This window comes from Reyranella sp. (assembly GCF_004297265.1).
Classification (GTDB): Bacteria; Pseudomonadota; Alphaproteobacteria; order Reyranellales; family Reyranellaceae; genus Reyranella.
The window spans coordinates 128,249-149,726 of sequence record NZ_SCUT01000003.1; the positions used below are offsets into that span (position 1 = coordinate 128,249).

Annotated in this window: 22 protein-coding genes; 12 read left to right on the top strand and 10 right to left on the bottom strand. The window is 65.9% G+C overall.

Going from position 1 to position 21,478, the window contains the following annotated elements:
- Positions 1–2 precede the first annotated feature (2 nt).
- Together EPO41_RS00895 and EPO41_RS00900 are read left to right on the top strand one after the other, a co-directional pair.
- The gene (locus tag EPO41_RS00895) at positions 3–887 is read left to right on the top strand and encodes a CoA ester lyase (protein ID WP_296319266.1); all 885 of its coding nucleotides are present in this window, start codon (positions 3–5) and stop codon (positions 885–887) included.
- Positions 888–903: 16 nt separating this feature from the next.
- Positions 904–1,563, top strand: a complete 660-nt coding sequence (locus tag EPO41_RS00900) for a glutathione S-transferase family protein (RefSeq protein ID WP_296319268.1) — start codon at positions 904–906, stop codon at positions 1,561–1,563.
- A 186-nt stretch (positions 1,564–1,749) separates the two neighbouring features.
- Here EPO41_RS00900 and EPO41_RS00905 read toward each other — a convergent pair whose 3' ends face one another.
- Complete coding sequence (locus EPO41_RS00905) at positions 1,750–2,472, bottom strand: hypothetical protein (RefSeq protein WP_296319270.1); 723 nt, start codon at positions 2,470–2,472, stop codon at positions 1,750–1,752.
- 30 nt (positions 2,473–2,502) lie between these two features.
- Between EPO41_RS00905 and EPO41_RS00910 the strand changes: the two genes are divergently transcribed.
- Both EPO41_RS00910 and EPO41_RS00915 read left to right on the top strand, forming a co-directional pair.
- Positions 2,503–4,020, top strand: a complete 1,518-nt coding sequence (locus EPO41_RS00910) for a UbiD family decarboxylase (RefSeq protein ID WP_296319272.1) — start codon at positions 2,503–2,505, stop codon at positions 4,018–4,020.
- Between the two features lie 99 nt (positions 4,021–4,119).
- Positions 4,120–5,541, top strand: coding sequence for an MATE family efflux transporter (locus tag EPO41_RS00915; RefSeq protein ID WP_296319274.1), 1,422 nt, complete (start codon positions 4,120–4,122; stop codon positions 5,539–5,541).
- A 3-nt stretch (positions 5,542–5,544) separates the two neighbouring features.
- On the opposite strand, the gene EPO41_RS00920 is transcribed toward EPO41_RS00915, so the two are convergent.
- Positions 5,545–6,516 carry an endonuclease/exonuclease/phosphatase family protein gene (locus tag EPO41_RS00920; protein WP_296319276.1) on the bottom strand — a complete coding sequence of 324 codons (972 nt, stop codon included), beginning with the start codon at positions 6,514–6,516 and terminating at the stop codon, positions 5,545–5,547.
- A gap of 138 nt (positions 6,517–6,654) precedes the next feature.
- Here EPO41_RS00920 and EPO41_RS00925 point away from each other — a divergent pair, with 138 nt between their 5' ends.
- Together EPO41_RS00925 and EPO41_RS00930 are read left to right on the top strand one after the other, a co-directional pair.
- Complete coding sequence (locus EPO41_RS00925; RefSeq protein WP_296319278.1) at positions 6,655–7,293, top strand: TetR/AcrR family transcriptional regulator; 639 nt, start codon at positions 6,655–6,657, stop codon at positions 7,291–7,293.
- Positions 7,294–7,389: 96 nt separating this feature from the next.
- Entirely contained in the window at positions 7,390–7,812 is a 423-nt protein-coding gene (locus tag EPO41_RS00930) for a DUF2852 domain-containing protein (protein WP_296319279.1), read from the top strand.
- Between the two features lie 60 nt (positions 7,813–7,872).
- Here the strand turns inward: EPO41_RS00930 and EPO41_RS00935 are convergent, their stop codons facing one another.
- The 4 genes from EPO41_RS00935 to EPO41_RS00950 form a co-directional block, all read right to left on the bottom strand.
- Positions 7,873–8,577, bottom strand: a complete 705-nt coding sequence (locus EPO41_RS00935; RefSeq protein WP_296319281.1) for a hypothetical protein — start codon at positions 8,575–8,577, stop codon at positions 7,873–7,875.
- Between the two features lie 183 nt (positions 8,578–8,760).
- Positions 8,761–9,753: a tripartite tricarboxylate transporter substrate binding protein gene (locus tag EPO41_RS00940; RefSeq protein ID WP_296319283.1), complete on the bottom strand. Its 993-nt coding sequence runs from the start codon at positions 9,751–9,753 to the stop codon at positions 8,761–8,763.
- Between the two features lie 117 nt (positions 9,754–9,870).
- Positions 9,871–10,857: a tripartite tricarboxylate transporter substrate binding protein gene (locus tag EPO41_RS00945; RefSeq protein WP_296319285.1), complete on the bottom strand. Its 987-nt coding sequence runs from the start codon at positions 10,855–10,857 to the stop codon at positions 9,871–9,873.
- Positions 10,858–10,902: 45 nt separating this feature from the next.
- Positions 10,903–12,096 (bottom strand): CoA transferase, encoded by a 1,194-nt coding sequence (locus tag EPO41_RS00950; RefSeq protein WP_296319287.1) that lies wholly within the window; start codon positions 12,094–12,096, stop codon positions 10,903–10,905.
- Between the two features lie 119 nt (positions 12,097–12,215).
- Here EPO41_RS00950 and EPO41_RS00955 point away from each other — a divergent pair, with 119 nt between their 5' ends.
- From EPO41_RS00955 to EPO41_RS00980, 6 genes are all read left to right on the top strand, one after another.
- On the top strand, positions 12,216–12,521 hold the full coding sequence (locus tag EPO41_RS00955) for a hypothetical protein (RefSeq protein WP_296319289.1): 306 nt from the start codon (positions 12,216–12,218) through the stop codon (positions 12,519–12,521).
- Positions 12,522–12,774: 253 nt separating this feature from the next.
- The gene (gene leuA / locus EPO41_RS00960) at positions 12,775–14,478 is read left to right on the top strand and encodes a 2-isopropylmalate synthase (protein ID WP_296319291.1); all 1,704 of its coding nucleotides are present in this window, start codon (positions 12,775–12,777) and stop codon (positions 14,476–14,478) included.
- Positions 14,479–14,555: 77 nt separating this feature from the next.
- A complete protein-coding gene (locus tag EPO41_RS00965; RefSeq protein ID WP_296319293.1) occupies positions 14,556–14,798 on the top strand; it encodes a hypothetical protein in 243 nt (80 codons plus the stop codon).
- Positions 14,799–14,802: 4 nt separating this feature from the next.
- Entirely contained in the window at positions 14,803–15,078 is a 276-nt protein-coding gene (locus EPO41_RS00970) for a hypothetical protein (RefSeq protein ID WP_296319294.1), read from the top strand.
- A 9-nt stretch (positions 15,079–15,087) separates the two neighbouring features.
- Positions 15,088–16,497 carry a TldD/PmbA family protein gene (locus tag EPO41_RS00975; protein WP_296319296.1) on the top strand — a complete coding sequence of 470 codons (1,410 nt, stop codon included), beginning with the start codon at positions 15,088–15,090 and terminating at the stop codon, positions 16,495–16,497.
- Positions 16,498–16,510: 13 nt separating this feature from the next.
- Positions 16,511–17,731: a lytic murein transglycosylase gene (locus EPO41_RS00980; RefSeq protein WP_296319298.1), complete on the top strand. Its 1,221-nt coding sequence runs from the start codon at positions 16,511–16,513 to the stop codon at positions 17,729–17,731.
- 25 nt (positions 17,732–17,756) lie between these two features.
- Here EPO41_RS00980 and EPO41_RS00985 read toward each other — a convergent pair whose 3' ends face one another.
- Genes EPO41_RS00985 through EPO41_RS01000 form a run of 4 tightly spaced genes read right to left on the bottom strand, consistent with a single transcriptional unit; the run spans position 17,757 to position 21,436 of the window.
- On the bottom strand, positions 17,757–18,452 hold the full coding sequence (locus tag EPO41_RS00985; RefSeq protein ID WP_296319545.1) for an ABC transporter ATP-binding protein: 696 nt from the start codon (positions 18,450–18,452) through the stop codon (positions 17,757–17,759).
- Positions 18,453–18,465: 13 nt separating this feature from the next.
- Positions 18,466–19,218, bottom strand: coding sequence for an ABC transporter ATP-binding protein (locus EPO41_RS00990; protein WP_296319300.1), 753 nt, complete (start codon positions 19,216–19,218; stop codon positions 18,466–18,468).
- Complete coding sequence (locus tag EPO41_RS00995) at positions 19,215–20,492, bottom strand: branched-chain amino acid ABC transporter permease (protein ID WP_296319301.1); 1,278 nt, start codon at positions 20,490–20,492, stop codon at positions 19,215–19,217. Before EPO41_RS00995 ends, EPO41_RS00990 begins: the two co-directional genes overlap by 4 nt.
- Positions 20,489–21,436: a branched-chain amino acid ABC transporter permease gene (locus EPO41_RS01000; RefSeq protein ID WP_296319302.1), complete on the bottom strand. Its 948-nt coding sequence runs from the start codon at positions 21,434–21,436 to the stop codon at positions 20,489–20,491. Before EPO41_RS01000 ends, EPO41_RS00995 begins: the two co-directional genes overlap by 4 nt.
- Positions 21,437–21,478 lie beyond the last annotated feature (42 nt).

Sequence of the window (21,478 nt, forward strand, 5' to 3'; positions counted from 1 at the left end):
AAATGACGACCCGTCCCCCACCCAACTGGCGCTCGCTGATGTTCGTGCCGGTGCTGGCCGAACGCTTCATCGCCAAGGCCCATACGCGCGGCGCCGATGCGCTGATCCTCGACCTCGAGGATTCGATCATTCCCTCCAAGAAAGTCGAAGCGCGCGCCGCGATCGCCGCCGCCGTGCCGCGGGTGGCGCAGAACGGCGCCGACGTGGTGGTTCGCATCAACCGGCCGCTCGAACTGGCTGTGCCCGATATCGAAGCCGCTGTGATGCCCGGCGTCTCGGCGCTGATGCTGCCCAAGGTGATGGGGCCGGAGCATGTGCGGCTGCTCGCCGAGCTTGTGACGGAGCGCGAGCATCAGCTCGGCATGGAGATCGGCCACACGCGCTTCCTGGTGCTGATCGAGACAGTGGCGGCGCTGCCGCATCTCTTCGCCATCGCCGCAGAGCCGCGCATGGCCGGAATGTCCGTGGGCGGCGAGGACTTTGCCACCGACATGGGTGCGATCCCGTCCGCCGACAGCATGTACGTCTTCGCCATGCAGGGACTGGCGGCCTGCCGCGCGGCCGGCATCCTGCCGATGGGCTCGATGGGCCAGCTCGCCAAGATCGACGATCTCGACTCCTATCGCGCCGGCCTGAAGCGCGGCCGCGAGCTGGGCTTCACCACGGCCTCCTGCATCCACCCCGCCCACGTGCCGATCATCAACGAGGAATACGGCGCGTCCGAAGCCGAGATCGACCGCGCGCGGCGCCTGCTGGCGGCCTTCGAGGTCGCCAAGGCCAACGGCGAGGGTGCGGTGGCTTTCGAGGGCAGCATGGTCGACCTGCCGATCGTCATCCGGGCGGAACGTTTGCTCGCCCGCGCCGCTTCCTGGAAGAAGACCGGCTGAACGGGAGCCATCGGCAATGTCGCTTGCGATCTACGGCCACCTCTTTTCCTCCTACACCCAGAAGGTGTTGATGGCGCTGTACGAGAACGGCACGCCGTTCGAGTTCCGGACGCTCGGCCAGGACGAAGCCGAGAATGTCGGCGAATGGCTGAAGCGCTGGCCGATCGCCAAGTTCCCGCTGCTGGTCGACGGCGACCGCACCGTCGTCGAGACCAGCATCATCATCGAGTATCTGCAGCTCACGCATCCCGGTCCGGTGAAGCTGCTGCCCACCGATCCGATGAAGGCGCTCGACGTGCGCTTCCTCGATCGCTTCTTCGACCTGCATGTGATGAACATGATGCAGATCGCGGTGAATGGCGCACTGACCGGCGATCCGGTGAAGCGCAAGGAGGGCCACGACGAATCCATCGCGAAGCTGGAACGCGCCTACGCCTGGCTGGAGAGCGAACTCGCCGGCCGCACCTGGGCCACAGGTGACGATTTCACGATGGCCGACTGCGCTGCCGCGCCGTCGCTGTTCTACGCCGACTGGGTGCATCGGATTCCCGAGACCTATCCGACTCTGCGCGCCTATCGCACGCGCCTGTTGGCAAGGCCGTCCTTCGCCCGCTGCGTCGACGACGCACGCCAGTATCGCCCGCTGTTCCCGCTGGGCGCACCGGACCGGGATTAAGAGAAATCCGTCGTCTCGACCGAAGCCGCGCGTAGCGCGGCGCAGTGGAGAGACCTTCTCTCGACGAATTGCCGGCTTTCGTGGAGAGAAGGTCTCTCCACTCCGCGCCTTCGGCGCTTCGGTCGAGACGACGGGTTTTGCTTCAGAAACGTCCGTTGATCAGGTTGGCACCGAGCGCGCCCAGTCTCACCGATAGAGGAACGTCCCCAGCAGTACCCAGCGACCGGACTTCGGCGTACCGACCAGCGGCGTCGTGTAGTGCCAGAACGGCAGGCGATAGGCCGTCACGGTCGAAGGGCCTGCCACCGACACGATCTCGCTGAAATGGCCGGCGCGGCTGTAGACCAGCCACTGGTGCTCGACACCGGGGCCGCACAGGCTGAGATGCAGGTCGATATAGCCGCCCTTCGCGGCCTCGTTCTCGGGATGGTGGTCGTTGTGCGGCCCGGCATAGTCGCCCGGCCCGTAGCGCAGTACCTGCAAGCCCCAGCCTGACCTGAGCCGGCGTCCCGCCAGCGCCTCGGCGAAGGCGCGGAAGCTTTGTGACCGCATCATGCGCGCGAGGCCGATCCGTTCGGCCGCCTTCACACCGGGCTCGCGCCGGCTCTCGAAATAGATCGTGCGCGCGCGGCTGCTCTTGGGCAACAGCTCGGCATAGTCTTCTTCCATCCCGAAGATCGTATCGGGCGGGATCGGCCGTTCGATCGTCTCCAGCGTGTCCGACAGTTCGGCTTCCAGCGCGCGCCGCACGCGCGCGGCTTTCGCGCGGTCGAGCAGGTCCTCCGCCGCCAGGAAGCGCGTGCGCGGATTGGCCAGCGCTCCGCACAAAGGATGCGTGCCCGCCAGCACGCGCTTGCCGGCGCGGCTCAGCAGGTCCTCGAACTCCACGGGAATGCCGTTTGATCTCATCGGTCCGCCCCTCTAAACCGACTGCCTACCATGCCTTACGCCTCGCTTCGCGACTTCATCGACCGGCTGGAAAAGAGCGGCCGTCTCGTGCGCGTCACCGCGCCGGTCTCGCCGCACCTGGAGATGACCGAGATCCAGACCCGCCTGCTGGCCGAGCAGGGCCCGGCGGTGCTGTTCGAGAACGTGGTGCGGCCCGACGGGACGCGCTCCGACATCCCGGTGCTGGTCAACCTGTTCGGCACGGTCGAGAGGGTGGCCTGGGGCATGGATCGTGAGCCCGGCCAGTTGCGCGCGGTCGGCGAGACGCTGGCGTTCCTGCGCCAGCCCGAGCCGCCGGGCGGCTGGCGCGAGGCGCTGGAAATGCTGCCGATGGTGCGCACCGTCATGGCGATGAAGCCCAGGACGGTGAGTTCCGCGCCCTGCCAGGAGATCGTCCTCACCGGCGACGACATCGACCTCGGGAAACTGCCGATCCAGAGCTGCTGGCCGGGCGAGCCGGCGCCGCTCATCACCTGGCCGCTGGTGGTAACGCAGGGGCCGAACCCCAAAGGCGACAGGCAGGACAGTTTCAACCTCGGCATCTACCGCCTGCAGGTGACGGGCCGGAACACGACGCTCATGCGCTGGCTGAAGCATCGCGGCGGCGCGCAGCATCACCAGCGCTGGCAGAAGTCGGGCAAACGCGAGCCGCTGCCGGCCGCGGTGGTGATCGGCGCCGATCCCGGCACCATCCTCGCCGCCGTGACGCCGGTGCCCGATACGCTGTCGGAGTATCAGTTCGCCGGCCTCCTCAGGGGCAAGAAGGTCGAGCTGGTCGCGTGCAAGACGGTGCCGCTCAAGGTACCGGCCGAGGCCGAGATCGTGCTCGAGGGCCATGTCAGCCTCGACGATTACGGCGACGAGGGTCCCTACGGCGACCATACCGGCTACTACAACAGCGTCGAGCAGTTCCCTGTCTTCACGATCAGCGCCATCACGATGCGGCGCAAGCCGATCTACCTCTCGACCTTCACCGGCCGGCCGCCCGACGAGCCGAGCGTGCTGGGCGAGGCGCTGAACGAGGTGTTCATCCCCCTCTTCCAGCAGCAGTTCCCGGAGATCGTCGACTTCTGGCTGCCGCCCGAGGGCTGTTCCTACCGCATCGCCGTGGTGTCGATGAAGAAGGCGTACGCCGGCCATGCCAAGCGCGTGATGATGGGCGTGTGGAGCTACCTGCGGCAGTTCATGTACACCAAATGGGTGATCGTCGTGGACGCCGACATCGACGCGCGCAACTGGAAGGACGTGATGTGGGCGCTATCGACCCGCATGGACCCGGCGCGCGACATCACCGTGATCGAGAACACACCCATCGACTATCTCGACTTCGCGAGTCCCGTGTCGGGCCTCGGCTCCAAGATCGGGCTCGACGCCACCGACAAGTTCCCCGGCGAGAGCAACCGCGAATGGGGCCGTCAGATCAGGATGGACGATGCGGTGATCGAGAAGGTCGACGCGATGTGGAGCAAGCTCGGCCTGCCGGGTAGCGGGAAGAAGATCTGGAAGTAGCATCCGTCGTCTCTCTCGCACTCGTCGTGACAGGAGCTAAGCTGCGCTTCAGACGTTGAGCCTCGCACAAAAGTCTCATTGATCCCCTAAAAGACCTGCGTGTCGCCCGCCCCCAACAAACTCCTCGAAGGCCCGATCCTCCGTTCGCTGCTGACGCTCGCCGTGCCGATCGTGACGGCGAACGTGCTGCAATCCGCCTACCAGATCATCGATGCCTTCTGGGTCGGGCGGCTGGGCGGCGCGGCGGTGGCCGCCGTCTCAATCAGCTTTCCGGTGCTGTTCCTCACCTTCGCCATCGGCTCGGGCCTGTCGCTCGCCGGCTCGACCCTGATCGCGCAGTATGTCGGCGCCCGGAACGACAAGATGGTCGCGCATGTCGCGGGCCAAACCCTGCTGATGGTGATCCTGGCCTCGGTCGTGCTGGGAACCGTCGGCTATTTCTGTTCGCCGGCCCTGCTGCGACTGATGGGCGTGGGATCCGACGTCTATCCCGGTGCGCTGGGCTTCATGCGGGTGTCGTTCATCGGCATCGTCTTCAATTTCACCTTCTTCGTCTTCCAGTCGATCATGCGCGGCATCGGCAAGCCGACCCTGCCGGTCTACATCGTGCTGGGCACGGTGTTCCTGAACTTCGTGCTCAATCCGCTGCTGATCTTCGGCTGGGGCCCCGTGCCCGGCTACGGCGTGATGGGGGCCGCCATCACCACGCTGGTCACCCAGGCGATCGCCGCCATCATCGGCATCGCCATCCTGCGGCTCGGCCTGCACGGCATCCACGTGCGGCGCCGCGATTTCGTTCCCGACTTCAGTTACATAAAGCGCGCCTTCTTCCTGGGCCTCCCCGCTTCCGTCGAACTGTCGGCGCGGGCGCTGGGCCTCATGGTGATGACCTTCCTGATCGCGAGCTTCGGCACCCTGACGATCGCCGCCTACGGCGTGGGCTCGAATATCCTGCAGGTCGTCATGGTCCCGGCGATGGGCCTGTCGATGGCGATCTCGACGCTGGTCGGCCAGAACATCGGCGCCGGCAACATCGAGCGCGCGGCACAGATCGGCCGCCTGGGCGGGCTGCTGGGCTTCGCCAGCCTCTCCTTCTTCGGCATCATCGTCTTCCTGTTCGCGCCGCAGCTCGTCGCGTTCTTCGTGCCGGGCGATCCCGCCGTGATCGCCGCCGGCGCCGGGTTCCTGCGCATCATGTCCCTGGCCTGGGGCTTCCTCGGCCTGCAGTTTGCGCTGACCGGCGTGTTCCGCGCCTCGGGCAACATGGTGCTGACCATGGTGCTGACCCTGGTGTCGCAATGGGTCGTGCAGTTCCCGCTGGCCTATGTGCTCTCCAAGCACACCGACCTGCACGAGCACGGAATCTGGTGGGCGCTGCCGATCGCCAACATCGCGACCGCGCTGATCACGCTCTGCCTCTACGCCAAGGGCGACTGGAAGAAGAAGCGCCTGATCGAGCCGGAGGAAGAGCTGGCCGGCAAGGTGACGGAGGACATCCTGGTCGGCGAGGCGTCGCGCTGAGCGTCAGCCCTTCTTCGCGTTCTGCACGATCTGCGTGAGGCGCTCGCCATCGATGTCGGTCTTGATCTGTACCCAGACCGGGAAATGGTCGGAGAGCTGGTAGGTGAACTGGGTGCGCGTCATCTCCTGCCCCGGGAAGAGCTGCTTGATCGACGCATCGGAGACATGGAAGTCGAGCGTGCCGCCGAAGTTGGTGAAGCGCTTCTTCGCCGTCGGCAGGTGGAGGATCTGGTCGTAGCGCATCGTCTTGCCGAGATTGGAGCCCTTCACCGCCACGTCGCCCGCCTTGAGCTCGAGCAGCGAGTCGGGCACCTGCAGGCCGCGGCGCGTCAGCGCCCTGAAGGTCTTGTCGTCGAGGCTCGGTGTGTTGAAGTCGCCCATCACGATCAGGTCGTGATCCTCGACCGACTTGTCCTTCTGCCGCGCGTCGATCCAGTCGGCCAGCATGCCGAGTTCGGCCTCGCGGCCTTCGAGACTGTCGCCCCAGCGCGTATGGGTGGCGATGGCGATGAAGTCGAAGTTGCCGGCGCGGAACGAGCACATATAGGGCGCGCGCCAGAATGACTGCGCGGCGAGATACTCGGTGTCCTTTTTGGCGCGCGGCGCATCGACCTCGGCCGCCAGCCCGTTGAAGGTGACGGCGCGGCGATCGTAGAGAAAGCCGGTGCGCTCGCGGTTGCCGCCGGCATCGGACATCCAGTCCGAATAGACGAGGTCCCAGCTCGACCCCAGGAACTGGCAGACCCTGCCGAAATCGTCGAGATTGTCGCGCAGCTCGACCAGCGCGATCAGGTCGAACTGACCGAGGATCTCGGCGATGTAATGCAGCGCCGCCACCGTGCGCCGCTTCTTGCCGAATTCGCGGATGTTCCAGACTGCGACGTTGATCGTCTCGTCGAGCTTCGAGGGTGGAATCTTCGCGGCATCGATTCGCTTCTTCAGGGCCAGCAGGCCCGCCGCAATCTCCGGTGACACGTCGCCATGGTGCATGGGAGCCCCGCCCTCGTCTTCGCGCAGGCAGAGCGTAGAAACATCCGGCCGGCCGCAACACGGCCCATCTCCGCATATCCCATGGCTGTTGCAGGCGGGGGCTTTAATGTAAACTGGCTTAACATGAGCTGGAAGCGCAACGACCGTGAGGAGCGGAAGTACCACCACGGCAGTCTGCGCGAGGCGCTGATCAAGGCCGCCCGCGAACTCATCAAGGAAAAGGGACCGGCAGGCTTCACCTTCGCCGATGCCGCGCGCTCCGCCGGCGTGAGCCCCGCCGCGCCGTACCGCCATTTCCGCGACCGCGACGCGCTGATGGCCGACGTGGCGCGCGAAGGTTTCGAGCGTTTCGCCGCGATGCTTTCGACCGGCTGGGCCAGCGGCAAGCCCGATCCGGTCACGGCCTTCCACAATATCGGAAGGGCCTATCTCAGCTTCGCGCGGTCCGAGCCCGCCTACTATGCCGCCATGTTCGAATCCGGCATCTCACCCGATTCCAACCCCGAATTGCGGGCCGCGTCGGAACGCGCCTTTGCCGTGCTGCGCGCCGCTGCCGACCAGCTCGTCGTCCTGCTCCCGGCCGCCGGGCGCCCGCCGGCACTGATGATGAGCCTGCACATCTGGTCGATGGCGCACGGCATCGCCTCCCTGTTCGGCCGCGGCGATTCCGGCCGCCGGCCGCTACCCATGTCGGCCGAGGAACTCCTCGAGTCGGAAGTGCTCATCTACATGCAGGGACTTGGTTTTCCCGCTTCGCGCTGAAAGTTTTGCGCGAGCCCTTGACTCCCCGGGTCGCCGACCCCAATGTAAATGTCGTTAACATTCACATCGTTAACATCAGCAAAAGGGGGCTCCCAAATGGGCCTGATCGAAAAAATAGACGACCTCGGCAAGCCGGCGTGGATCGCGCTGATGGTGCTGAGCTTCATCCTGTTCTGGCCGGTCGGCCTGGCCCTTCTCATCTATCTCAAAGGGAGTGGACGCATGTTTTGCTCGAAGCGCTACGGTCACTGGAACATGCCGGACGGCCGCTCGTGCCGTGAGGAATTCCGCAGCTGGAAGCGCCGCTCCGGCTGGAGCCGCCGCAACAGCAGTGGCAACGTCGCCTTCGACGAATATCGCGAGGAGACACTGAACCGCCTCGACGAGGAGCAGCGCGAGTTCCGCGACTTCCTCGACAAGCTGCGCGCCGCCAAGGACCGCGCCGAGTTCGACCAGTTCATGGCCGACCGCCGCAACCGCCCGGCGCCCGAGACCCCGCCGGCGCCCAGCGCAGCCTGAGACTTCCGGACAGGGCCTGTTCGACGAAGACGCCCGCGGCTCGACCGCGGGCGTTTTCCTTTAGTGATCGAGCTTCATCGGCAGGCGCTCTGCCTGCGCCCGCTCAGCCAGCTCCGTCAGGACCGCAAAGGCAAAGCGAGCGCGCTCTTCCACAGTTCCTTCCTCGGTCACAACCCGTCCCCACGCCGCCACATCGGCAGCCGAGGCCTTCCAGGTTGCGGCATTCAGGTCGGCGAGCTGGCGGCGCAGCGTCGTCACGGAGCCCATGACGACCCGCCGGCCCTCGACATCCTCGCCCTCGAAGGTGATCTCGAAGGCGACCGGCAGCCACATCTCCACGTTGCGGACCAGATGGGAATAGCGCGAGCGGAAGCCCGCCGTGGTCGACCGCGTCAGCGCGAGGTCGTGGTCCCATTCCTCCGGCAGGGTTTCAGGCAACCGCAAGGCCGGATGTTCGGCATAGGCCGCCCACAGGACGAGCGACCCGAATCCGTCCCAACCGGGGCGATGGGTGTACCAGGGCGCCGCCTGCGTCTCGTCCCAATCGAGCGGCGCGGAAAGACGATCGCCCAGCGCCTTCGCGAGTGCGGCGCGCCAGGCGAGCACCCGCGGACGGATACGATCCTGGCTCTTTCCCTCGTCGGTCGGCTTGGCTGACCGAACGCGATGCGGCGCGCCCCGCGCACGCGCTGCTTTCTCGACGATATTTTCCCAGGCACCGGCATAATATCGCGTAAGCGACCCGACATAGACGTCGAGAGCCATGCAGAGACAGGTTCCTTTCCGTACGGTCGCTGACGCGACTCGCCACCTTCAGTTGACCTACTCGTACAATTTTTGCGTGCAAAGACGCAATCGCAAAGCAATGCAATCCTACTCAATTTCGATTGCTGACGTGAGTCGGGCGAGAACAACCCGCCCGAGTGCCTTTCTTCCCGGTAACTGCGGCTACTGAGGCTCGATGTTCAGGCCCTTCACCAGGTCGATCCAGATCGGCCCCTGCTCGGCCACGATCTTCTCGAAGAAGACGTGGTCGCGGGCGGCATTGTCGATGCCGAAGGTGGCGAGGATCTTCTGGATACGCTCGCTCTTGCCGCCCTCGACCATCATGTCCGAGAGCTTCTGCACGATCTCCTTGGGCATGCCTGCGGGGCCGACCAGGCCGATCCAGCCCTGAACCTGGAACGCCTTGTCGGTGACGCCCTGCTCGTAGAAGGTGGGGACGTCGGGAAGCTTCTTCATGCGCTCCATGGTCGGCACGGCGATGGGCCGGCCGTTGCCCGACTGCAGCACGCCGGTGGCGGCGGCGACGCTGCCGCTGCCGCCCTGCACCGCCCCCGAGGCCACGTCCTGCCACATCGGCGCCTCGCCACGATAATGCACCGCTTCCATGCCGAGCTTGTAATGGCGGTTCAGCGCCTCGACGGCGACATGGCTGTAGGAGCCGGCGCCGTAGGTGCCGAGGCTGGTCTTGTTGGCGCGGGCATAGTCGGCGAGTTCCGCAAGGTTCTTCACCGGCAGCTTGCTGTTCACGATCAGGGGCAGGTGGCCGGCATCCATCCACGAGATCAGGACGAAGTCCTTGTCCGGATCGTAGGGCAGTTTCTTGAACAGCACCTTGTTCATGATCATGGTGGTCGAGATCGTCCACATCAGCGTGTAGCCGTCGGGCGCCGCCGACTTCACTTGCTCAGCCGCGATGGCGCCGCTGGCGCCGGTCTTGTTCTCGACCGACACCGGCTGGCCGGTCTTCTGCGAGATGTACTCGCCGTAAACGCGGGCAAAGGTGTCGGTGAGACCGCCCGCCGGATAACCGCAGACAATGCGGATGGGTTTGTTAGGCCAGGCTCCCTGGCCGATGGCAGGAGCCGGCAGTGCCGCTGCAACCGCAGTGGCAGAGCCATAACGCAGCACATCACGTCGCGACGCACGCACGATCATCGATTGCCTCCCTACGGCGCGATATTTTTATGACGGTCGGGGCCGTCTCGGGCACGCCTCGAAGAAGCATGGCCGCGATTTCGCACTGCGTAAAGCCCACACCGCAGTGCGATCAGCCTATTGAGGCTCGATTCCCAGGCTCCTGATCACCTCGAGCGAGACCGGGCCTTCCTCGTCGAGAACCTGGCGGAAGTAGGCTGCGTCTCGCGCGCCCTCGTCGATGGCAAAGGTGTCGTTGACCTTCTGGACACGATCGGTCTTGCCGGCCTCGACCATTAGGGCCGAGAGCTTCCGCACAACCTCGGGCGGCGTGCCGGCGGGTGCCGCGCAGCCGACCCAGCCGCGGATCTGGAACGCCTTCTCGGTGAGGCCCTGCTCGTAGAAGGTCGGGACGTCGGGCAGCTTCTTCATCCGCACCATGGTCGGCACCGCAATCGGCTTCACGCTGCTCGCCTGCAGCACCGACGCGCCCGAAGCGTAGCTGCCGGTCGCACCCTGGGCGGCGCCCGAAGCAACGTCCTGCCACATCAGCGCCTCGCCGCGATAATGCACCGCCTCCATCCTGAGCCCGTAATGGCGGTTCAGCGTCTCGGTGACGATGTGGGCGAAGGAGCCGATACCGTACGTGGCGAGCGAGACCTTCCTGTCCCGCGCCCAGGCCGCGAACTCGGCGACGTTCTTCACCGGGATGTCCTTGTTCACCATCGTCGGCAGGTGGCCGGTGTTGAACCAGGCGACCAGGGCGAAGTCCCTGTCGGGGTCGTAGGGCAGCTTCTTGAACAGCGCCTTGTTCTGCACCATCGTCGTCGAATTGGTGAACATCAGCGTGTAGCCGTCGGGCGGCGACTGCTTGACGATCTCCGCGCCGATCGCACCGGCGGCGCCGGCCTTGTTCTCGACGATCACTGGCTGGCCGGTCTTCTCGGCCACGTACTCGCCATAGGCGCGGGCGAAGATGTCGGTGAGGCCGCCCGCCGGATAGGTACAGACGATCTTGATCGGTCTGGACGGCCAGGCCTGCGCGATGGCCGGCGCCGGCAGCGCCGCGAGCGCCGAGAGTGATCCGTAACGCAGCAGGTCACGCCGCGTCGTCCGCAAAATCATGGTCGTCTCCCCAATGGGCGGCGACCCTTTGTCGAGGCGGCTGTTCTAGGCCGTCCTGGTCGCGCCCGACTTGAGCATGGCGTCGATCTCGCCCTGCGTAAAGCCGGCCTCCTGCAGGACCTCGACGCTGTGCTCGCCCAGTCGCGGCTGCAGGCGCGTGATCTCGGGCTGGGTCTTGCTGAAGCGCGGCGGGATGTCAGGCATGCGCAACTTGCCCTCGGTCGGATGCTCGACTTCCTTCCAGAAGCCGGTGGCCTCGAGCTGCGGATCGACGAACAGGTCGTCGAGCGTATTCACCGGCCCGTGCGGCACGTTGGAATTCTTGAGCAGTTCCACCCATTCGGCGTTGGTGCGCTCGGCGCACAGGCCCGCCAGGGTCGAATAGTATTGCTCGACGTTCTTCAGGCGGTTGGCCATGCCCTGGAACCGCTCGTCCTTCGCGAGATCCTCGCGTCCCACGAGGGTGCAGAACTCACGCCAGTGACCGTCGGTATAGGGCAGCAGTGCAAAATAGCCGTCCTTCGACGGATAGGGACGCCGCTCCTTGTTGAGCACGCGCTTGTAGCCCGGCGTGTCGAGTGCCGGCTTGAAGGTCTCGCCGTAGAGATGCTCGACCATCACGAAGGAAACCAGCGTCTCGTACATCGGCACTTCGACCGCCTGGCCCTTGCCGGTGCGCTCGCGCGCGAACAGCGCGGCGAGCAGCGCCGAGACGACGCCGTTGGAACTCGTCTTGTCGGCCACGATGGTCGGCAGGAAGCGCGGCTGGCCCGCCACGACGGTCTGCAGCGCCGCGAGGCCGGAGCCGGCCTGGATGATGTCGTCATAGGCCGCCTTCGGGCCCAGCGGGCCGGCCGAGCGATAGCCGTAGGTCGCGACATAAACGATGCGCGGATTGATCTTCTCGAACTTCTCGTACTCGACGCCCAGGCGCTTGGCCGGCTCGGGCCGGTAGTTATGCATGATGACGTCGGCGGTCTCGGCGAGCTTGAACAGCGCGTTGCGGCCGGCCTCCTGCTTGAGGTCGAGCACGATCGAGCGCTTGGAGCGGTTGCAGCCAAGATAGAAGGCCGCCATGCCGGGATTGCGCGCCGGCCCCAGCACGCGCGTCGTGTCGCCTTCCGGCGGCTCGATCTTGATGACGTCCGCCCCCAAATCGCCCAATTGCTGCGCCGCCCATGGACCCAGCACAACGGTCGTGCAATCGAGAATGCGAACGCCGTCCAACGGACCTGCCATCTTGAATTTCCTCCGTTTCAAGGGTCCCGCTTACCACAAGTTGGTCACCCGCCGAGGGCGAATTCACTGGCAACATCGCTCTCCTGCAGGCGTTTCATCCTGCAGCAAAGGAGAGCCAAATGAATTTCGAGGTCTTGCGTCTGGCTGGGTCGCTCGCGGTCGCGGGTGCGGTCATGCTCACCGCCTCCGCCGCGATGGCCGGCGACTGGAAGAAGGGCCGTGGTCACCACAAGCATCACCACTACTACTACGAGCCAGAGGTAATCGTCGTGAAGCCCGCACGGCCGGTCTACTATGCACCGCGTCCCGTCATGGTCTATCCTGCCCCGGTCTATGCCCCGCCGGTCGCCTACGCACCGGTCTATGGTCCGGCCTATCCGCGCGGCGGAAATCTGAGCATCGGGGTCGACGTTCCCTTGCGGTGATCCGCTGAAGCCAGCTTCCTCTGAGAAGCCGGGTTGACGGGCGGGACCAAATCGACGATTGTCGCGCCCAACATGCTGCGACTGATGACGCTACGACTTATTGGCTGATCCGCCGCCCGACCGGGAAACCGGAAGGGCCCTGCGGATCACTTGTCGTTCGTCTCTGTTCACCCAACCAGTCGCCGCCTCCAATCCATCCATCGCAGTGTTCGTTTGAGCCATACGGCCCGTGCGCGGCGCGAGGAGCTACGTCATGTCATCCCAAAATCCCCAGAAGCCCATGATGCCGATCGCGGCCGAGAAGTACGTGCCCTTCAAGCCGGTGCCCCTCCCCGACCGCAAGTGGCCGAACGCAGTCATCACCAAGCCGCCGATCTGGTGCGCGGTCGACCTGCGCGACGGCAACCAGGCGCTGATCGAGCCGATGGACTCCGACCGCAAGACGCGGATGTTCAAGCTGCTCTGCGATATGGGCTTCAAGGAGATCGAGGTCGGCTTCCCCGCCGCCTCGGAGACCGACTTCGACTTCGTGCGCGAGCTCATCGAGAAGAAGATGATCCCCGACGACGTCACCATCCAGGTGCTGACGCAGAGCCGCCCGGAGTTGATCGAGCGCACCTTCGAGGCCTGCCGCGGCGCCCGGCGCGTCATCGTCCATCTCTACAACTCGACCTCTACCCTGCAGCGACGGGTCGTGTTCGGCCTCGACTATCAGGGCATCATCGACATCGCGGTCTCGGGCGCGAAGCTAGTCAAGCAGCTGGCCGATGCCGATCCGAAGACCGAATGGGTGTTCGAGTATTCGCCCGAGAGCTTCACCGGCACCGAGCTCGAATTCGCGCGCGACATCTGCGCCGCCGTCGGCGATGTCTACAGGCCGACGCCCGAGAAGAAGATGATCATCAACCTGCCGGCCACGGTCGAGATGTCGTCGGCCAACGTCTACGCCGACCAGATCGAATGGTGCCACCGCAACTTCAAGTACCGGGACTCGATCATCCTGAGCCTGCATCCGCACAACGACCGCGGCACCGGCGTGGCGGCGGCCGAGCTCGGCTACATGGCCGGCGCCGACCGCATCGAGGGCTGCCTGTTCGGCAACGGCGAGCGCACCGGCAACGTCGACCTGGTCACGCTCGGCCTCAACATGTTCACGCAAGGAGTGGATCCCGAGATCGACTTCTCGAACATCAACGAGATCCGCCAGACCGTCGAATACTGCAACCAGCTGCCCGTCCATCCGCGCCATCCCTATGGCGGCGACCTGGTCTTCACCGCCTTCTCGGGCTCGCACCAGGATGCGATCAACAAGGGCTTCAAGTCTCTCGACGCGTCGAACAGCAAGGTCTGGGAAGTTCCCTACCTGCCGATCGACCCGGCCGATCTCGGCCGCAGCTACGAGGCGATCATCCGTATCAACAGCCAGTCAGGCAAGGGCGGCATCGCCTACATCCTGAAGAGCGACTACGGCATCGACATGCCGCGCCTCCTGCAGGTCGAGTTCTCCAAGCGCATCCAGCAGATCGCCGACGAGACGGGCAAGGAGATCCAGCCGGCGCTGATCTGGGACACGTTCCGCAAGGAGTATCTCGAGAACACCTCGCCGGTGGAATTCGACAGCCACACGACGGTGCCGGACTCCAGCCATCCCGACGTGCGGCTTCTCGATGCCAAGGTGACCTTCAACGGCAAGCCGGCCACCATCTCGGGCCGCGGCAACGGTCCGATCGCGGGCTATGTCGATGCACTGGGCAAGAACTGCGGCATCCAGATCCGGGTGCGCGACTACCACCAGCACGCGACGGGCGCCGGCTCCGACGCCCAGGCCGTCAGCTTCATCGAGGCCGAGACGGCGGGCGGCAAGGTCCTGTGGGGCGTCGGCATGGACTCCAACATCGTGGCCGCCTCGCTCAAGGCCGTCACGTCGGCCGCAAACCGGGCCGCCGCCGCGAAATAATCATACGCGACGGCATTGCGAACGATTAGCATCACGGGCGGGGGGGGTTCCCCGCCCGTTTCCGTTTGGAGTGAGAGATGAAGATCAGTTCGTCCGTGAAGATTTCCGCCGTCAGCCTCGCGATCGGCGCCGTCATCGGCGCCTGCGCCGCCGGCGCCAATCAGCCCAACATGCAGGCTGCCCTCGGCTCGCTGCAGGCTGCCCGCGCCGAGCTGATCCAGGCGCGTCCAAACAAGGGCGGTCATCGCGACCGAGCCATCAACCTGGTCAATGCCGCGATCAACGAGACCGAGGCCGGCATCGCCTACGCGGGCGACTAAGCACATGCTGCCTCCTGAACCGACAGCTTCATTGCGGCGGCAGGAGGGCCCGATCCGGCGCGGCGTCCGTCATGTCTGGAACGCCGCGCTCTCGCTCATGCTGGGTGCGATGATCGGCATCCTCGGCCACCAGTTCGCCGGCGACGCCGTGGCCCGCCTGTGGCCTGACCAGGCGATGCTCGCCGATCTCGTGCGGGCCCTGTTCTGGACACTCGGCATCGGCGCGACCGGCGTGTTGTTCTTTTCCTACTATCTCGACGACACGGCCGGATCGCCGTAGAACGACCGCATGGCCAAATCGAAGAAAAAATCCTCCGGGAAGTCCGCGAAGAAGTCCAGGAAAGCGGCGAAGAAGAGCGCGGCCGGGGCTCCCGACGCGAACCTCCTGTCCGACCTGCTGAAGTGGGCGAAGGAATTCGGCGCCGATGCGGCCGACGCCCTCTACGTCAACGGCGAGTCGATCTCGGTGGCGCAGCGGCTGGGCAAGCGCGAGAAGCTCGAGAGCAGCGAGGGACGCGACCTCGGCCTGCGGGTCTTCGTGGGCAAGCGCCAGGCCTTCGTCTCCTCGACCGACTTCGCGCCCGCCTCGCTGCGGGAACTGGCCAGCCGCGCCGTCGACATGGCGCGCGCGGTGCCGGAGGACCCGACCTGCGGCCTCGCGCCCGAAGAGCTGCTGGCCCGCAAATGGCCCGACCTCGACCTCGACGACAAGACGCGCCCCTCGGCCAAGAAGCTGCTCGCCATGGCGGGCGAGGCCGAGGATGCTGCGCGCGCCGTCAAGGGCGTCACCAATTCCGAAGGCGCCGAGGCCGGCTGGGGCCGCACCTCGGTGATGCTGGCGGCCAGCAACGGCTTCTCCGGCGGCTACCGTCGCAGCGGCTTCTCGCTGTCCTGCTCGGTGCTCGGCGGCGAAGGCACGGGCATGGAGCGCGACTATGAATGGACCAGCGCCGTCCATCTCGAGGACCTGATGGCGCCCGCCAAGGTCGGCCGCAACGCCGGAAAGTTCGTGGTGCGTCGTCTCAATCCGCGCAAGGCGCAGAGCGCGCGGGTGCCGGTGATCTATGACCGCCGCGTCTCGGGCGGGCTGATCGGCCATCTCGCCGGCGCCATCAACGGCCGCGCAGTGGCGCGCGGCACCTCGTTCCTGAAGGACAGGATGGGCGAGCGCGTCTTCGCCGAGGGCATCCGCATCCTCGACAACCCGCTGCGCAAGCGCGGCCTGGGCAGCCGGCCGTTCGACGCCGAGGGCTTGGCGACGTCGCGCCGCGCGGTGATCGACGATGGCGTGCTGACCACGTGGCTGCTCGACCTCGCGGCGGCGCGCCAGCTCAACCTCGCACCAACCGGCCATGCCTCGCGCGGCGTTTCGGGCCCGCCCTCGCCCACCACCTCGAATTTCTATCTCGAGAAGGGCAAGCTGTCGGTGAAGGAGCTGATCGGCGACATCAAGAACGGCCTCTACATCACCGACCTGATCGGCTTCGGCGTCAACGGCGTGACCGGCGACTACAGCCGCGGCGCCTCGGGCTTCTGGATCGAGAACGGCGAGCTGGCGTGGCCGGTGAGCGGCATCACCGTCGCCGGCAATCTGAAGGATATGTTCCTCAACATGACCGCCGCGAACGACCTCGAATTCAAGAGCTCGACCAACGCCCCGACCGTGAGAATTGAAGGGCTGACCGTCGCCGGCTCGTGATAAACTGCCGGGCATGTCCTTCATGCCCAATGCACGAATTATCGCCGCAACGACGGCTCTTCTCTGCGGCCCCGTCTTCCTCGGGGCTGCGCCCGCCGAAGCCCAGGATGGCGGCTTTCGCGACTGCCTGAACACCATCAAGGCCGATGCGCTGAAGCAGGGCGTGCCGGCGCAGGTCATCGATCGCGCCTTCCAGGGCCTGACACCCGACCAGAAGGTCGTCGATCTCGACAACCGCCAGCCCGAATTCTCGCTGACCTATGCCAAGTATGTCGGCGGCACCGTCTCGCTCGATCGCATCCAGAAGGGCCAGCAGAAGATGGCGCAGCATCGCGCCCTGCTCGACCAGCTGCAGGCCGAATACGGGGTCCCGCCGCAGTACCTCATGGCCTTCTGGGGCATCGAGACGAACTACGGGACCTACATGGGCGACTTCCGGGTCGTGCGCTCCGTCGCGACGCTCGCCTGCATGACCAAGCGCCGGGAATTCTTCAGCAACGAGACGGTGCAGGCACTGCGCATCCTCAACATGAATCACATGACCAGCGACCAGATGCGCGGCTCGTGGGCCGGCGCCATGGGCAACATGCAGTTCATGCCGTCGACCTTCACCAAATGGGCGGTCGACCGTGACGGCAACGGCAGGATCGACATCTGGAACAGCCTGCCCGACGCCTTCGCCTCGGCGGCCAACTTCCTGCGCGGCATCGGCTTCAAGCCCGGCCTGCCGTCCAGCGAAGAGGTGATGCTGCCGGCGAACTTCCCGCTCGAACAGGCCGACACCACGGTCGAGAAGCCGGTGAAGGCCTGGGCCGCGATGGGCGTAAAGAAGATGAACGGTGGCGCCCTGCCCGCCGTCGACGACGCCGCCTCGATCCTGCTGCCCGCCGGCTTTCGCGGTCCGGCCTTCATCATCTATCCGAACTTCAAGGCTGTGATGAACTGGAACCGCTCGACGCTCTACGCGCTGTCGGTCGGCATCCTGGCCCGCCAGATCGCGGGCGGCCCGCCGGTCCAGCAACCGGCACCGGCCGACGATGCGCCGATCTCGCGCGACACCGTCATCGACATGCAAATGCGCCTGGCCCGCCTCGGCCTCTACAAGGACGAGGCCGACGGGCTGCTCGGTCCCAAGACCCGCTCCGCCCTGCGCCTGTTCCAGCAGCAGCAGGCCCTGCCGGCCGACGGCCACCCGACCCAGGAGTCGGTGCGCCGCCTGCAGGCTGTGCGTTAGCGGGGGAGATCGATCGAAGAGTCGATCAGACCTCCAGCCATTCCTTGCGGATCGCGGTATTCGCCGTCAGTTCGGCGGGAGATCCGCTGAACACGATGCGTCCGTGGCCCATGACGTAGAGGCGATGGGAGATTTTGAGCGCGATGGTGAGCTTCTGCTCGACCAGGAGGATCGCCGTGCCGCGTCGGGCGATCTCGTCGAGCAGCCGGCCGACCTGCTCGACCAGCCTGGGCGCCAGCCCCTCGGTCGGCTCGTCGATGATCACCAGGTCGGGATCGCCCATCAGCGTGCGACACATGGTGAGCATCTGCTGCTCGCCGCCCGACAGCACGCCGGCCGGATTGTCCCGCCGCTCGCCGAGATTGGGAAACAGCGCGAACACGTCGTCGAACTTCCAGCGCCCGAACACGCCAGCGCGCTTCAGCCCGAGTTCGAGGTTCTGCTTCACGGTCAGGCTGGGGAACACCTGCCGGTCCTCGGGGACATAGCCTATTCCGGCATGAGCGATCTGGTCGGGCCTCAAACCGGCGATCGATCGGCCCTTGAAGCGGATCTGCCCGACCGGCGGCACCAGCCCCATGATCGCCTTGCAGGCGGTCGAGCGGCCGACGCCGTTGCGGCCCAGCAGGCTCACGATCTCGCCCTCGTCGACCGCGAGATCGACGCCCTGCAGGATGTGGCTCTTGCCATACAGGGCATGCAGGTCACGGACCTCGAGCATCATGCCGGCGCCCTCATGCCGCGATCGTTCCGAGATAGGCCTCTTGCACGGCGGCGTTGCCGCGGATGGCGGCCGGCGTGTCCGAGGCGATGACCTCGCCGTAGACCAGCACGCTGATGCGGTCGGCGAGGCCGAACACCACGCTCATGTCGTGCTCGACCATGAGCAGCGTCTTGCCCTCCGACACGCCGCGGATCAGCTCGACGGCGGCGTCGGTCTCGCTATGGCTCATGCCGGCGGTCGGCTCGTCGAGCAGGATGATGTCGGCGCCACCCGCGATGGTGATGCCGATCTCGAGCGCCCGCTGCTCGGCATAGGACAGAAGACCCGCCTGCACGTTGCGGCGGTCGCCGAGTTTCAGCCGGTCGAGCAGCCGGTCGACCTCGGCATTCAGCGCCTTCTGGCCGCCCAGCAAGTGCCAGAAGGAATAGCGATAGCCACGCGACCACAGGAGGCCGCAGCGGATGTTCTCGAACACCGTCATGCGCGGGAAGATCGAGGTGATCTGGAAACTCCGCGACAGGCCGAGCCGATTGATCTCCTGCGGCGGCAGGCCGGCGGTGGACTTGCCGTTGACGGTGATGGTGCCGGAACTGATCGGGAACCGTCCGGAGATCAGGTTGAAGAGCGTCGTCTTGCCCGCGCCGTTCGGGCCGATCACGGCATGGCGCTCCCCGCGGGGGATGGCGAGATTGACGCCCCGGATGATCTCGGTGGGGCCGAAACTCTTGCGGACGTCTCGCAACTCGATCGCAGGCGCGCTCAAGAGGCACCCGCCTGCCGCTTGGCGTCTTCCATCAAGGCGTCCCATCGCAGGCGGAACGCGCGCGCCTCGCGGCGCAGCCATAGCGCGCCCAACCCCAGGGCCACGAGCGCGATCCCCCAGGGTAGCGGCGATGTGGTGTCGATTGTCCGGCCGGCGATCGCGAAGTGCTTGCCCTGTGCGGCGCCAATGGTGGTGAAGGACGTGAGTTCGACCAGCAGCACGAAGCCCAGCAGGACCATCAGGGCCGGCGGCAGGGCCCGCAGATAGGGCAGCAACAGCTCGCGCAGCCTGCCCGCCCGCCAGATCGGCGCGTGCAGGCCGATCAGACCGACGAGCCCGATCGGCGCATACATCACCATGACGATGAACAGCACACCGACATAGAGCAGCCAGGCGTTGCTGAGCAGGCTGACGCCGCTCTGCAGCAACACCACCACGATGGTGCCGAGAATGGGTCCGAAGAACGCCCCGGTGCCGCCGATATAGACGGCCAGCAGGGCATTGGCCGACTTGGCCGCCGAGACGGTGTCGAAGGTGACGATCTCGTAGATCAGCACGTAGAGGCCGCCGCCGATGCCGGCGAAGAAACCCGCCAGGGTGAACTGTATCCACCGGATCCGCCGCGGGTCGTAGCCGACGAACTGTGCACGCTCGAAATTGTCGCGCGCGGCGTTTGCCATCCGGCCGAGGGGCGTCTGGGTCTGCAGCCGCATCAGGGCGGCGGCGATGAAGGCCCAGGCGAGGACGAGGCAGTAGACCTGCCAGGGCGACGTATATCGGACGCCGAGCAGGCTGGTATCCATGACGCGGTCGATGGTGATGCCGCCTTCGCCGCCGAAGAACCCCATGAACATCAGCGCCGCCGCGGAGACGAGTTCGCCCAGGCCCATGGTGATCATGGCAAAAGCGGTGGCCCGCTGCTTGGTCGCCAGCCAGCCCAGGACGAAGCCGAAGAACAGGCCGCCCAGCCCGCCGGCCAGCGGCACCAGCTCGGTCGGCAGCCAGATCGTGCCCGCCTTGACCAGGTTGACGACATGGGCGGCACAGTAGGCGCCCAGCCCGAACAGCACGGCATGGCCGAACGAGAGCAGCCCGGCCTGGCCCATCAGCATGTTGAAGGACAGCGCGAAGATCGCCATGACGCCGATCTCGCTCATCAACGTCAGCGCGAATCCGGAATGGCGGCCCTTCGCCCAGTCGTAGAACAGGAATGGAAACGCCAGCAGGACGACGAGCGCCAGCAGCCACAGCCAGTTGCGACGCAGCAGGCTCATGTGTCACGCGTTCCCATCAGGCCGCGCGGACGGAACACCAGGATCAGCACCATCATCAGGAAGGGCAACAGCGCGCCGATTCGCGGCAAGGTCACGGTGAGGATCTCCGCGAAGGGCGTGCTGGCGGTGACGGTGATGCCGAACTTCGCCAGCAGATCGGCCAGCGATACGTCGAAGACGACGGCAAAGGTCTGGATGAGACCCATGAGGATCGAGGCGATGAAGCAGCCCGTGAGCGAGCCGAGGCCGCCGAACACCACGACGACGAACACGATCGGCCCCATGGTGAAGGCCATGGCAGGCTCGGTGACCTGGTAGTTCCCGCCGATCACGCCGGCGAGCCCCGCCAGCGCGGTGCCGGCGGCGAAGACGAGGGTGAAGATGCGCGGCACGTTGTGGCCCAGCGCGGAGGCCATGTCGGGATGCGTGAGCGCCGCCTGGATGACGAGCCCGACGCGGGTGCGCGTCAGCCCGAGCCAGATCGCCCCGAACATCAGTGCCGAGATCAGCAGCATGAAGGCGCGGTACGCCGGAAACTGCGTGCCGTAGATGCGGAACAGCGGGAAATCCAGCAGCTCCGGCACCCGATAGGGAACCGGCAGAAGCCCCCAGGTCATCTGCACGGCCTTCTCGATGATGAGCGCGACGCCGAACGTGAACAGCAGTTCGGCGATGTGGCCGTGGCGATGCACCCGCCGCAGGCCCCACATCTCGATGGCCGCGCCGACCAGCCCGCACAACACCGGCGCCACGATGAGGGCGGGCCAGAAGCCGACATAGAGGCTGATCGTGTAGGCGAAATACGCCCCCAGCATATAGGCGCTGGCATGGGCGAAGTTCAGCACACCCATCATGCTGAGGATGAGCGTGAGACCGCTCGCCAGCATGAACAGCAGCATGCCGTAGACGAGTCCGTTCAGGAGCGAGACGACGAAGACTTCCATGGCACCGGATCGCCGTGGGAGGGCGCCCACTCCCGGATCGGG